Annotated in this window: 11 protein-coding genes; 6 read left to right on the top strand and 5 right to left on the bottom strand. The window is 32.8% G+C overall.

What is annotated here, in order from left to right:
* Positions 1–20: 20 nt before the first annotated feature.
* Positions 21–533, top strand: coding sequence for a peroxiredoxin family protein (locus tag CXF54_RS02355; RefSeq protein WP_101202301.1), 513 nt, complete (start codon positions 21–23; stop codon positions 531–533).
* On the opposite strand, the gene CXF54_RS02350 is transcribed toward CXF54_RS02355, so the two are convergent.
* Positions 530–1,165, bottom strand: a complete 636-nt coding sequence (locus tag CXF54_RS02350; RefSeq protein ID WP_090842122.1) for a rhomboid family intramembrane serine protease — start codon at positions 1,163–1,165, stop codon at positions 530–532. The two genes, CXF54_RS02355 and CXF54_RS02350, sit on opposite strands and share 4 nt — an antisense overlap.
* A 63-nt stretch (positions 1,166–1,228) precedes the next feature.
* On the opposite strand from CXF54_RS02350, the gene CXF54_RS02345 reads away from it, so the two are divergent.
* Positions 1,229–2,119: a lysophospholipid acyltransferase family protein gene (locus CXF54_RS02345; protein WP_090842120.1), complete on the top strand. Its 891-nt coding sequence runs from the start codon at positions 1,229–1,231 to the stop codon at positions 2,117–2,119.
* An 89-nt stretch (positions 2,120–2,208) separates the two neighbouring features.
* Here CXF54_RS02345 and CXF54_RS02340 read toward each other — a convergent pair whose 3' ends face one another.
* Genes CXF54_RS02340 through CXF54_RS02330 form a run of 3 tightly spaced genes read right to left on the bottom strand, consistent with a single transcriptional unit; the run spans position 2,209 to position 6,190 of the window.
* On the bottom strand, positions 2,209–3,708 hold the full coding sequence (locus CXF54_RS02340) for an aminotransferase class V-fold PLP-dependent enzyme (RefSeq protein ID WP_101202300.1): 1,500 nt from the start codon (positions 3,706–3,708) through the stop codon (positions 2,209–2,211).
* A 26-nt stretch (positions 3,709–3,734) separates the two neighbouring features.
* The gene (gene glmM / locus CXF54_RS02335) at positions 3,735–5,123 is read right to left on the bottom strand and encodes a phosphoglucosamine mutase (RefSeq protein ID WP_101202299.1); all 1,389 of its coding nucleotides are present in this window, start codon (positions 5,121–5,123) and stop codon (positions 3,735–3,737) included.
* Positions 5,120–6,190, bottom strand: a complete 1,071-nt coding sequence (locus CXF54_RS02330; RefSeq protein WP_157823374.1) for an acyltransferase family protein — start codon at positions 6,188–6,190, stop codon at positions 5,120–5,122. The genes glmM and CXF54_RS02330 overlap by 4 nt, the downstream gene beginning before the upstream one ends.
* A 40-nt stretch (positions 6,191–6,230) precedes the next feature.
* Between CXF54_RS02330 and CXF54_RS02325 the strand changes: the two genes are divergently transcribed.
* The 3 genes from CXF54_RS02325 to CXF54_RS02315 are packed head-to-tail and all read left to right on the top strand — an operon-like array spanning position 6,231 to position 9,271.
* Positions 6,231–6,824 (top strand): ACP phosphodiesterase, encoded by a 594-nt coding sequence (locus CXF54_RS02325; protein ID WP_101202297.1) that lies wholly within the window; start codon positions 6,231–6,233, stop codon positions 6,822–6,824.
* A 1-nt stretch (position 6,825) separates the two neighbouring features.
* Positions 6,826–8,505: a gamma-glutamyltransferase gene (ggt, locus tag CXF54_RS02320; protein WP_101202296.1), complete on the top strand. Its 1,680-nt coding sequence runs from the start codon at positions 6,826–6,828 to the stop codon at positions 8,503–8,505.
* Positions 8,506–8,557: 52 nt separating this feature from the next.
* The gene (locus CXF54_RS02315; protein WP_101202295.1) at positions 8,558–9,271 is read left to right on the top strand and encodes a hypothetical protein; all 714 of its coding nucleotides are present in this window, start codon (positions 8,558–8,560) and stop codon (positions 9,269–9,271) included.
* Positions 9,272–9,411: 140 nt separating this feature from the next.
* Here the strand turns inward: CXF54_RS02315 and CXF54_RS02310 are convergent, their stop codons facing one another.
* The gene (locus CXF54_RS02310; RefSeq protein WP_090842103.1) at positions 9,412–9,936 is read right to left on the bottom strand and encodes a hypothetical protein; all 525 of its coding nucleotides are present in this window, start codon (positions 9,934–9,936) and stop codon (positions 9,412–9,414) included.
* Positions 9,937–10,065: 129 nt separating this feature from the next.
* Between CXF54_RS02310 and uvrA the strand changes: the two genes are divergently transcribed.
* Positions 10,066–12,897 carry an excinuclease ABC subunit UvrA gene (gene uvrA, locus CXF54_RS02305; RefSeq protein ID WP_101202542.1) on the top strand — a complete coding sequence of 944 codons (2,832 nt, stop codon included), beginning with the start codon at positions 10,066–10,068 and terminating at the stop codon, positions 12,895–12,897.
* The last annotated feature ends 75 nt before the right edge of the window (positions 12,898–12,972 follow it).

The raw sequence follows: 12,972 nt of genomic DNA, 5'->3' as shown, positions 1-12,972 counted from the left end.
TTGTGAGAAATAATATTACTATGAAACCATATATCTTACTTTTTCTAGTCGCAACATTAAGTTTTTCTTGTAAACAAGAACCACAAAAGCCACTTGTTTTTGGAACTAATATTGGTGACTACGCCCCTACTTTTACAGCTAAAACACCTGAAGGAAAAGCGTTATCTTTAGGAGATATTAAAGCAGATCTAATCATTCTAGATTTTTGGGCTAGCTGGTGTGGACCGTGTAGAAGAGAAAATCCAAACGTGGTAAAAATGTATAATAAATACCATAGTAAAGGATTAGAAATTGTTGGAGTATCTTTAGATAAGCAAGGCCAAAAGCAACGTTGGATAGATGCTATTGCTAAAGACAAACTAGCTTGGAAACACTTATCAAACCTTGAAGGTTGGCAAGAACCAATTGCACAAATTTATGGTGTGCGCTCGATACCTGCAACCTATATTTTAGATGGTGACGGTAAAATAATTGCTAAAAATTTACGTGGTAAAGCACTTGAAGATAAGGTAGCCGAAATTTTAGGAAACTAGATTTTACCTAATTTTTGCATTACGAATAAAACAACTATTGGAATAGCTAACACTAACACCATTGTTAAATCTGTTTGTAATAACCTAGGCGCAATAATCAAAGTAGTAACATAACCTCCAACAGCACCTCCAAAGTGTGCATCGTGACCAATATTACCTATTTGCTTTTTCATTCCATAAATTGAATATAACAAGTAACCAATACCAAAGACCCAACCCGGAATTATAAAGTTAATTTGCATCCAAGGATCAAATAAAATAGCGGAATAAATAATTCCCATTACCGCACCACTGGCGCCAACTGCACTATAATGGTAGTTGTTTTTATTAAACACTAAGGACAACAAACTTCCAGCTACTAAACTTATTAAATAAATAATTACAAACTTGGTTTGCCCGACTCTTGCTATAACAAGCCATGCAAAAAAGAAAAGTGTAATCATGTTAAACAGCAAATGCTGCGGATTAACATGCAAAAAACCAGAGCTAAATATTCTAAATTGCTCTCCTCTTTTTATAGCACCAACATTAAATTTATACTTTTCAAAAAAAGCACGATCTTCAAATCCTTTATAGGAAATGATAACATTTGCTGCAATAATTATAATAGTTATTAAATTGAAATTACCCATTATCTAGTTTAAGTTTAAATCAAATATAACATATATTTGTTCTAGCAAAATTAATAAGTATTCATGCAATTATTAGCCTACATTTTAATTTATCCTTTTTTATGGTTAATTTCCATTCTTCCATTCAGGCTATTATATGCTTTTTCTGATGGATTATATTTTTTAATCTACTACATCATTGGGTACAGAAAGAAAACAGTAAAAGAAAATCTTCATCTTGTTTTTCCTGATAAAGCTGAAGCTGAAATTAATGATATTAGAAAAAAATTCTATCATCATTTTTGTGATATGATTGTAGAGGCTATAAAATCTCTAACTATTTCTGAAAAACAAATGATGAAACGTATGACGTTTCCAAACATTGAAGAAATACATAAGCACGAAAACAATAATAAAAGTATTGTTTTAATGTGTGCGCACTATGGTAGTTGGGAATGGATTTTTATCTTACAAAATCATGTTAGTAGTAAAGGATACGCAGTTTACAAGAAATTAGCAAACAAACATTTTGACAAATTAGTCAAACGTATCAGGGCTAAATACAACTCTTACCTTATAACTACTAAGGAAACCGCTGCTACACTACAAAAAGCTAAAAGCAATAACGAATTAACTATAAACGGTTTTGTGTCTGACCAGAGCCCTAAACCACATAAAGCGCATCATTGGTTAGATTTTATGGGTATTAATGTCCCTGTGTATACAGGAGCTGAAATGCTAGCTAAACAATTAGATATGGCTGTGGTCTATTTTGCTGTTAAACGCGTTAAAAGAGGCTATTACCAAACGACGTTTACAACATTAGCGGAAGAACCTAATAGTTTTAAAGATTACGAGATAACGGATGCTTTTTTTAAATTAGTAGAAAACCAAATCCATGAAGCTCCGCAGTATTACTTATGGACACACAAACGCTGGAAACATCGTGATAAATCTCCTGAAGATTATAAATAGTATTCTAAAAAAAAGACCTCAAAATTATTTAAAATTCTGAGGTCTTTTTTTATAATAACTCCTACTACTTTCTCTATCAAAAACAGGTGTTACATTTCAAACCAATCACTAACTCTTACATCGTTTTTTGGCACAAATGTTTTATGTATAAACTCATTATTTGCTTTATTATATTCATAATCTTTAGCCCATTCTTCATGGTTTTCTGCCAAAGCAATTAAGCTTTCGCAAACATAATCTACTTCGTTACATGTTGTTGTAGGGTGTATAGACATACGGATCCAACCTGGTTTACGTATTAAATCTCCTAAAGAAATCTGATTGACTAAACTAGTAGACTGTTCTTGATCTACATGTAATAAATAATGCCCATAAGTACCAGCACAACTACAACCTCCACGAGTCTGAATTCCAAATTTATCATTTAGTAATTTTACACCTAAATTAAAATGTAAGTTATCTATATAAAAAGAAATCACTCCTAAACGTTTTTTTTGATCTCCTGCCAATATATTAATATTGTCAACATGGTCTAAATTACTAAATATTTGGTGTAGTAATTCATGCTCTCGATCCAACATATTTTTAACTCCCATTTGATCCTTTAACTTTATAGCTAAAGCTGTTTTAATGGTTTGCAAAAAGCCTGGCGTACCACCATCCTCTCTATCTTCAATATTATCAATATACTTATGTTCTCCCCAAGGATTTGTCCAACTAACTGTACCACCTCCCGGACAATCGGGAACCATATTTTTGTACAGTTTTTTATTAAACACCAATACACCTGAAGTACCAGGACCGCCTAAAAATTTATGTGGAGAAAAGAAAATAGCATCTAACGCTTCGTCTTCATCTTCTGGATGCATATTAATATCTACATAAGGTGCAGAGCAAGCAAAGTCAACAAAGCACACGCCTCCATTTTTGTGCATTAATTTAGCAATTTGATGGTATGGTGTTTCGATACCTGTAACGTTGCTTCCGCCTATTACAGAAGCTATTTTTAAAGTACAATCTTTATATTTTTCTATAAGAATTTCTAAATTTTCTAAACTAAATGAGCCATCATCTCCGGCAGGAATAACTTCTACTTTAGCCATAGTTTCTAGCCAAGACGTATGGTTAGAATGATGCTCCATATGGGTTACAAAAACGACAGGTCTTATTTCATCAGGAATTGTTGTAAATTTTTTTAAGTTTTCAGGTATTTTTAAACCTAAAATACGCTGAAACTTATTGACGACACTGGTCATACCGTTACCCGCAACAATCAAAACATCGTCCGCATTGGTATTAACATGTCCTTTAATAATTTGCCTAGCCTTGTGATAGGCATTTGTCATAGCAGTTCCAGATACCGTTGTTTCGGTATGTGTATTTGCTACAAATGGTCCAAATTGGTTTAGTAATTTATCTTCTATAGGTCTGTACAATCGTCCTGAAGCCGTCCAATCTGTATATATCATTTTTTGAGTTCCGTAAGGCGATTCAAATTCTTGATCTATACCAACAATATGTTTTCTAAATTTAGAAAAATAAGCTTCTAATTTAGACTTTTCAGTTCTTTGTGCTTTTGTAACGTACATAACTTATAACTTAAAGGTTAATATCCTTAGATGTTTGCAATCTGTTTAATCTCCGTAATAATTTTATCAGCTAAATTATCTGCTTCTGTTTGACTTTTAGCTTCCGTATAAATTCTAATAATTGGCTCTGTATTACTCTTACGTAAATGTGCCCAGCTTTCAGCAAAATCTATTTTAACACCATCAATAGTTGTTAAATTTTCATTGCTGTATTTTTCTTCCATTGCCTTTAAAATAGCATCAACATCTAACGTAGGTGTTAATTGTATTTTCTTTTTACTCATAAAATAACTTGTATACGTTTTGCGTAATTCGCTAACGCTTAGCTTTCTTTCAGCTAACAAACTTAAAAACAAAGCGACACCTACTAAAGCATCACGCCCGTAGTGAGACTCTGGATAAATAATACCTCCGTTACCTTCACCACCAATGACAGCATTGTTCTTTTTCATTAAGGTTACAACATTAACCTCTCCCACTGCTGAAGCTTCGTATGTACCACCATGCTTTTCAGTAACATCACGAAGTGCTCTTGTTGAGCTCATGTTACTAACCGTATTCCCTGGGTTTTGACTTAACACCCAATCAGCACAAGCAACTAAAGTGTATTCCTCTCCAAACATCTCTCCCTTTTCGTCCATAAAAGCTAATCTATCAACGTCAGGGTCTACAACTATACCAAAATCGGCATTATGCTTTTTAACCTCAGCAGATAAATCACCTAAATGTTCTTTTAATGGCTCTGGATTATGTGGAAAATGACCTGTTGGATCACAATATAATTTTACAGCTTCTACTCCTAAACGTTCTAATAATAAAGGAATAGCAATACCTCCAGTACTATTTACCCCATCAACAACAACTTTAAAATTAGCGTCTTCAATGGCTTTTTGATTAACATATTCTAAATCCAATACTTCGTCAATATGAATATCGATATAAGCATCATTTTTAGTAATTTTACCTAAGTCATCAACTTCAGCAAATGTCATAGCATCAGATTCTGCAATTTCCAAAATCTTTTGTCCTTCTGCTCCATCTAAAAACTCTCCTTTCGCGTTAAGCAACTTTAAAGCGTTCCATTGTTTTGGATTGTGACTTGCTGTTAATATAATTCCTCCATCTGCATGTTCCATTGGCACAGCAATTTCTACCGTTGGTGTTGTAGATAAATCTAAGTCTACAACATGTATTCCTAGACCAACTAAAGTATTCATTACTAAGTTTTGGATCATATCTCCAGACAAACGTGCATCACGACCAACAACTACTTTATAGTCTGTTTTACTACGTTGTTGTTTTAACCAAGTTCCATAAGCTGCTGCAAATTTTACAGCATCAATTGGGGTTAAATTTTCTCCAACTGCCCCTCCAATAGTTCCTCTAATTCCTGATATAGATTTTATAAGTGTCATTCTCTAAATTTGTTTTTAAGTTTTAAAAAATAGCTTTCGTAATATTTAAACGAAAAATGTGCTATTGTTATGGTTAATACAAAAGTTAATATATAAATAAGGACTATAGCAAAGCCATCATTAAATAAAGCGTGTTTTTGCAGTTTCAAAAATAAGAAAACTACAGCGTTTAAAGCGATAACATGAAACATATATAATCCGTAAGATATCTGTCCTAAATAATTAAGGGTTTTACTTCTAATTTCAACACCAAAATTATTATGACAAATACTGTGTGTAAATAGGCCAAACAATACCATAGTTAAAAGGTTAAACAACCACTCTTGTTTAAAAAACAATAGGTCCGTTGTAAAATACAATAGCGTTAAAACACAAATAGATAGTGGTATTAATTTTGATTTTTTTAAAAATTTTAATTGTTTTTTTTCTTCCAATATGGCTACAATTCCTCCAAAAAACAAATAAAAAAACACCATAGTAAATTCACTTAAAAAAGAAAAGGCTTCCAAATGATAAAAGATAAAGTAGACCCCTGTTAATAAACTTAAAACCAATAAAATCTTATTTTTATTAATCACAAATAATAATGGTGCAATCACTAAATAAAACTGCTCCTCAATACCAATAGACCATAATATTTCTAAAACACCACCGGGTAAATATAAATCCTTAAATATATTTGGTAAGAAAAAAACACTCAATAAAATGCCATCCCCTAAGGCATAATTGTTTTGAAAAGGAATCCCTAAGTTTGGAAGAATTACCCAATAATACAAAAAGCCAAAAATTACGATTAAATAATACAGTGGAAAAATTCTTAAAATACGTCTGACATAAAATTTCTTAATGGAAAACGTTCCTTTTTGCTTCTCATTATAAATTAATTTAATAATCAAAAAACCACTCAAAACAAAAAACATGTATACCGCTTCTGTCCCACGATTAAATATGGGAGCATCTAAAAAATACGGAAGTCCTTGATTGCGACACAATTGTGGTAAGTGAAAAAACACCACAAAACTAGCAAGTACAAAACGTAACACATCTAAATTAGGTAATCGATTCAAATTATATAATTTACAGGCTAAAAATACATATATTTATAAGATGAATTTTCTTGCGCACATATATCTTTCCGGAAATAACAAAAAAATAACTATTGGTAATTTTATTGCCGATGGTATTAGAGGTAATAAATACGATCATTTTGAAGACCAAATCCAAACAGGTATCAGATTACATTTACAGATTGACACCTTTACAGATGCCCATCCAACTGTAAGAAAAAGCACTAAACGTTTGCATGAAAACTATGGACACTATTCTGGAATTATAGTGGACATTTTATATGATCATTATTTAGCAAAAAATTGGTCCAAATATTCTGATGTTCCTTTAGAAGAATATATTGATGATTTTTATGAAACACTAGAAGATAATTTTGAAATACTACCACAACGTATTCAAAAAATGATGCCTCACATGCTAGCTGATAATTGGCTATTAAGTTATGCCTCTATTGAAGGCATATCTAAAGTATTAGAAGGTATGAATAAGCGCACTAAAAATAGATCTAAAATGAATTTAGCTGTTAATGAACTAGAAGAATTTTATAAAGAATTCGAAGCGGAATTTACTAGTTTTTTTGATGATTTAATAGCCTTTTCAAACCAAACCTTAGACACTTTACAATCTCAATAAAATGAAAAAACTTGTATTAGTTATTTGTCTCTCTGTTGCTTTTTACAGTTGTAAAACAGAACAAAAACGTGGTTTAATAGCAAAAAAAGCTATGGTCGTTTCGGCTAGAGAAGAAGCTTCTAAAATTGGAAGTGCCATTTTAGAGCAAGGCGGGACCGCTTTTGATGCCATGATAGCAACAGACTTAGCTTTAGCAGTATGTTATCCGTATGCTGGTAATATTGGCGGCGGTGGTTTTATGGTGTACCGTTTAGAAGACGGTAGCTTTGGCGCTTTAGATTATCGCGAAAAAGCTTCTAAACTAGCTACCAAAGACATGTATTTAGACAGTTTGGGTAATGTGATCCCTAACTTAAGCACAAAAGGAGCTTTAGCTGTTGGTATTCCTGGTACTATTGCAGGATTATTTGCAGTACATGAAAAGTTTGGAACGCTGCCTATTGAAACAATTATGCAACCGGTTATAGATTTAGCAAATCGTGGATTTGTGGTTACAAAAAAAGACCAAGCCGTATTAGATGATAAGCGTGACGATTTTAACACTGTAAATAAAACACCAATCTTATTTAGTAACCATTGGAAAGCTAATGACACTATTAAACAACCTAATTTAGCAAATACGTTAAAAGCCATAATGACTAATGGTCGTGATGAATTTTATAAAGGTGAAACTGCAAAAAAGCTATCAGCATTTATACAAGACAATGGTGGAATTATTACTACCGAAGATTTAGAAAATTATGAAGCAGTTTGGAGAACACCCGTAACTTTTGAATATGATAATTTAAACATCATATCCATGTCACCACCTTCTAGTGGCGGAATATGTTTAGCACAAATATTATTACAAATAGAAGATTATAAATTAGATGAATTTGGTCATAACAGTCTTAAAACAATTCAAGTTATTACGGAAGCTGAGCGTCGTGCCTATGCTGACCGCAGTTTTTACTTAGGCGACCCCGACTTTGTAACCATTCCGCAAAACCATTTAATTAGTTATGCTTATCTAAATGATAGAATGTCTGATTTTAGTTTTGACAAAGCAACACCATCATCAGAAGTGTCACACGGTAAAGTACAAATTATTGAAAGTGACGAAACAACCCACTACTCCATTGTCGATCAATATGGAAATGCCATTGCGGTAACCACAACATTAAATTCAGGATATGGTTCAAAATTATACAGTGAAGCACTAGGATTCTTTTTTAATAACGAAATGGATGATTTTTCAAGTAAACCTGGCATACCAAATGTCTATGGTTTAATTGGTGCAGAAGCAAATGCCATTGTCCCAGAAAAACGTATGTTAAGTTCTATGACGCCTACTATTGTAGAAAAAAACGGCAAATTGTATATGACGTTAGGTACACCTGGAGGCTCTACTATTATTACGTCCGTGATGCAGACTATTTTAAATGTACACGAATTTGAAATGTCTATGCAAGAAGCCGTCAATGCCCCAAGGTTCCATCATCAATGGTTACCAGATACTATCAGAATGGAGCCTGACTCATTTTCTGAAGAATTAATAACACAATTACAAGCAAAAGGCTATTCTATAAATCAAGAAAATGCTGATGTTATTGGTAAAGTTGATGGGATATTAGTTTTAGAAAATGGAACATTAGAAGGTGGTGCCGACCGACGTGGTGACGATAAAGCTATTGGTTTTTAGAGTGTAAGCTTTTAAACTTAACTTTGTCGTTTTAATAAAATAAACTCATTAAATGAAACCAAAAAAAATAGTAAAAATCATAGCAGGTGTAATTATCTTTTTTACACTTCCTAGCTTGTTGTTTTTTGGATTTGTTTATTTTAAATATAACGAAGACTTACCTCCTGTTAATCAAACAGAAGCAGCAGATATATTAGCTCATAAAATGCTTATTGCTTTAAACGCAGACGCTTATAAAGCGACTAATAATTTAGAATGGACATTTAGACGTAAACACCATTACAAGTGGAATAAAAAAGATAATTTGGTTGAAGTTAACTGGAAAGAATACAAGGTTGATTTAGATTTAAACACCCCAAATAATAATGTGGCTTACATTCATAATTTTAGGGTTGATAATGAGAAAAGCATCGAGTTGATACAAACAGCTATAGATTATTTTAATAACGATTCGTTTTGGCTAGTTGCACCTTACAAAGTATTTGATAAAGGGACGTCCCGCAGTATTATAAAGCACAATGGTAAAGACGCTTTATTGATAAACTACACACAAGGAGGCTCTACACCCGGAGATTCGTACTTATGGATTTTAGACGAAAACTATAAACCCACAAAATTTAAAATGTGGGTCGATATATTACCTATTGGCGGACTAGAAGCGACTTGGAGCGATTGGAAAACAACCCAAACAGGTGCAGTATTACCAACACACCACAAACTAATGTTTTTTGGTTTAAATATGGGTGACGTAAAAACTAGCTTATAAAAGCATATTATTTGATTATCCAAATTTCAAACTTTTACATCAACACTATTACTTTAATCCTCTGCCTTCTGCCTTTTGCCTTTTACCTTCTGCCTTTTGCCTTCTGCCTTCTGCCTTCTGCCTTAAAAACCACAATAAATCTACTTCCCCTTCTGCCCCACAAATTGTTGATCTTTAGACTTAAATAGCACATTAAAAGTGGTTAAACTACCATATATGCGTGTAATGTATTGCTGTATATCAACTTTTTCCTGAGCATCTAAATTACTAGCATTAACTTTCTGTTCCATCACTCGTAATCGATCTCTAACCATCGTTATTTTCTTAAAAAAGTCTTCAATTTTAATTTCTTTGCTTTTCAAATTACTATCGGCTGGTTTTAACTCTAACACTCCGCCTTTCCACTTATCTCCGATTGGCACAATTTCCGAGACATCGCTATATTTTTTCAATATTCTAACTAAACTACTTTCTATATCAAAAAAACTAACCGAATCCACCTCATTTTCTGCTGCTTCAATTATTTCAAAATCATCATCTAAAGCAATGGTCTCTAATCCGTTTTCTATAAACGTAACCCAATACTGATTACTATCAAGGTTAGTAACAACTCCTTTTCCATGTTCTGGATGATTAATTCTTGATCCTATTCCTAATATTTGCATTATTAACTGTTTTTGTTCTTTCAAAAATAACAATTATTAAGAAAATCCTAACTAACCGGGCTTTAAAAAGAATTACAAAAAGCGTATATTTGCTACTTTGTCCGTTTCTGGATAATGTTTAAAAATGCTATGAAAAATTTTGAAGAAAACATAGAGGTTAAAGGTGCTAGAGCGCATAACCTTAAAAATATTGATGTCACCATTCCTCGCGAAAAACTAGTCGTTATTACTGGTTTATCCGGAAGTGGTAAATCGTCATTAGCATTTGACACTATCTATGCTGAGGGACAACGTCGTTATATTGAAACCTTTTCGGCTTATGCCAGACAATTTTTAGGAGGCTTAGAACGTCCTGATGTTGATAAAATTGATGGGTTATCTCCCGTAATTGCTATCGAGCAAAAAACAACTAGTAAGTCACCAAGATCTACAGTTGGGACAATCACAGAGATTTATGACTTTTTACGTTTATTATTTGCTAGAGGTAGTGATGCCTATAGCTATAATACTGGCGATAAAATGGTGAGTTATAGTGATGACCAAATCAAGGAACTTATTTTAGAAAGCTATAAAGGCAAACGTATAAACATTTTAGCACCCGTGGTACGTTCTAGAAAAGGACATTATCGCGAGTTATTTGAGCAAATTGCAAAGCAAGGTTTTGTAAAAGTCCGTACGGATGGAGAAATCAAGGACTTGGTTAAAGGTATGAAACTTGACCGTTACAAAAACCATGATATTGAAATTGTAATTGATAGACTTAAAATTGATGATGGCGTTGATAATGATAAACGACTATCAGAAAGTATAAACACAGCCATGTACCATGGTGATGATGTACTTATGGTTATTGATCAAGACACACAAGAGGCGCGTTATTTTAGTCGTAGTCTGATGTGTCCAAGTTCTGGTATTTCTTACCCTAATCCAGAACCTAATAACTTTTCGTTTAACTCGCCAAAAGGGGCTTGCGACAACTGTAATGGTATTGGAACGCTATATCAGGTAAACGAAAATAAGATAATCCCAGACGACTCACTATCCATTAAATCGGGTGCTTTAGCACCTCATGGTCCTGAAAAAAAGAGTTGGATTTTTAAACAGTTTGAAACAATAGCAGAACGTTATAAATTTAAATTAAGCGACCCGTACAAATCAATTCCAAAGGAAGCTAAACAGATTATAATGTTTGGTGGAAATGAAAAATTCTCAGTCGAAAGTAAAACGTTAGGTATTACAAGAGATTATAAAATAGACTTTGAAGGTGTTGCAAATTTTATAGAAAACCAATACAAAAACGCTGAGTCAACCTCTCTTAAACGTTGGGCAAAAGACTACATGGATAAAGTAGAATGTCCTGTTTGCGAAGGCGCTAGACTTAAAAAAGAATCTTTATACTTTAAAGTAAACGGTAAAAACATAGCTGAATTAGCTAATTTAGACATTAGTGATTTAGCCGTTTGGTTTAAAGAATTGCCAAAATATTTATCAGAAAAGCAAATTAAAATTGCTGAAGAAATCATAAAAGAAATCAGTGCTAGGCTTCAGTTTTTACTAGATGTTGGTTTGGATTATTTATCGGTAAACCGAAGCTCTAAATCCTTATCTGGTGGTGAGGCACAACGTATTAGATTAGCAACACAAATAGGATCACAATTAGTTGGTGTGCTTTATATTTTAGACGAACCTAGTATTGGATTACACCAACGTGATAACGAAAAACTGATTAATAGTTTGGTGTCTTTACGTGATATTGGTAACTCGGTAATTGTTGTGGAGCATGATAAAGATATGATTGAGCGTGCCGATCATGTAATAGATATTGGTCCAAGAGCAGGAAAACATGGAGGAGAAATAATTAGTCAAGGTACCCCAAAACAATTACTAAAAGAAAACACATTAACTGCTAATTACCTTAATGGAAAACTAAAAATTGAAATTCCTAAAAAGCGTCGTGAAGGAAATGGTCTTTTTCTGGAGCTTAAAGGCTGTACAGGTAATAACTTAAAAAATGTGTCTGTTAAATTTCCTTTAGGAAAAATGATTGGTGTTACAGGTGTTTCTGGTAGCGGAAAATCTACGTTAATAAACGAAACCTTATACCCTATTTTAAATGCATATTACTTTAATGGTGTTAAAAAACCAATGCCTTATAAAAGCATTAAAGGTTTAGAGCATATAGATAAAGTTATTGATATAAACCAGTCGCCAATTGGACGTACACCAAGAAGTAACCCAGCGACATACACTAAAACTTTTGACGAAATCAGAAGTTTATTTGCTAAAATACCCGAAGCGATGATCCGTGGTTACAAACCTGGACGTTTTAGTTTTAATGTTACTGGTGGACGTTGTGAAACCTGTAAAGGTGGTGGTTTACGTGTTATTGAAATGAATTTTTTACCTGATGTTTACGTAGAGTGTGAAACCTGTCAAGGAAAACGCTTTAACCGCGAAACTTTAGAAATTAGATATAAAGGAAAAAGTATTAGTGATGTTTTAAATATGACTATCAATGATGGTGTTGAGTTTTTTGAAAATATTCCTAAAATTCATAGAAAATTAAAAACTATAAAAGATGTTGGCTTAGGTTATATTACCTTGGGACAGCAAAGCACAACGCTCTCTGGTGGAGAAGCACAACGTATTAAGCTAGCAACAGAACTTAGTAAACGTGATACCGGAAATACGTTTTATATTTTAGACGAACCAACAACAGGACTTCATTTTGAAGACATTAGAGTGTTAATGATTGTTTTAAATAAATTAGCAGACAAAGGTAATACGGTGTTAATTATAGAACATAATTTAGACGTTATAAAAACCGTAGATCATATTATTGATATTGGTTACGAAGGTGGAAAAGGTGGCGGAAAAGTGATTGTAGAAGGCACACCTGAGGAAGTTGCAAAACATAAAAAAAGCTATACTGCTAAATTTTTAAAGAAAGAATTAGAATAAATAATACGAATAAGACTATATAGTAACTAAATTTATAAACTACAGAAATAAATAAAATAAAGGCAATAAGCCAAA

The sequence above is a fragment of the Olleya sp. 1-3 genome (assembly GCF_002836085.1).
GTDB lineage: Bacteria > Bacteroidota > Bacteroidia > Flavobacteriales > Flavobacteriaceae > Olleya > Olleya namhaensis.
The sequence above is the reverse complement of the archived record's forward strand: the minus strand, read 5'-3'. Positions and strand labels throughout refer to the sequence as shown.

Excerpts from the sequence above, each read along its gene's own strand:
- CXF54_RS02355 (WP_101202301.1), top strand. The coding sequence starts at position 21 with ATGAAACCATATATCTTACTTTTTCTAGTCGCAACATTAAGTTTTTCT.
- CXF54_RS02350 (WP_090842122.1), bottom strand. The coding sequence starts at position 1,165 with ATGGGTAATTTCAATTTAATAACTATTATAATTATTGCAGCAAATGTT.
- CXF54_RS02345 (WP_090842120.1), top strand. The coding sequence starts at position 1,229 with ATGCAATTATTAGCCTACATTTTAATTTATCCTTTTTTATGGTTAATT.
- CXF54_RS02340 (WP_101202300.1), bottom strand. The coding sequence starts at position 3,708 with ATGTACGTTACAAAAGCACAAAGAACTGAAAAGTCTAAATTAGAAGCT.
- glmM (WP_101202299.1), bottom strand. The coding sequence starts at position 5,123 with ATGACACTTATAAAATCTATATCAGGAATTAGAGGAACTATTGGAGGG.
- CXF54_RS02325 (WP_101202297.1), top strand. The coding sequence starts at position 6,231 with ATGAATTTTCTTGCGCACATATATCTTTCCGGAAATAACAAAAAAATA.
- ggt (WP_101202296.1), top strand. The coding sequence starts at position 6,826 with ATGAAAAAACTTGTATTAGTTATTTGTCTCTCTGTTGCTTTTTACAGT.
- CXF54_RS02315 (WP_101202295.1), top strand. The coding sequence starts at position 8,558 with ATGAAACCAAAAAAAATAGTAAAAATCATAGCAGGTGTAATTATCTTT.
- CXF54_RS02310 (WP_090842103.1), bottom strand. The coding sequence starts at position 9,936 with ATGCAAATATTAGGAATAGGATCAAGAATTAATCATCCAGAACATGGA.
- uvrA (WP_101202542.1), top strand. The coding sequence starts at position 10,066 with ATGAAAAATTTTGAAGAAAACATAGAGGTTAAAGGTGCTAGAGCGCAT.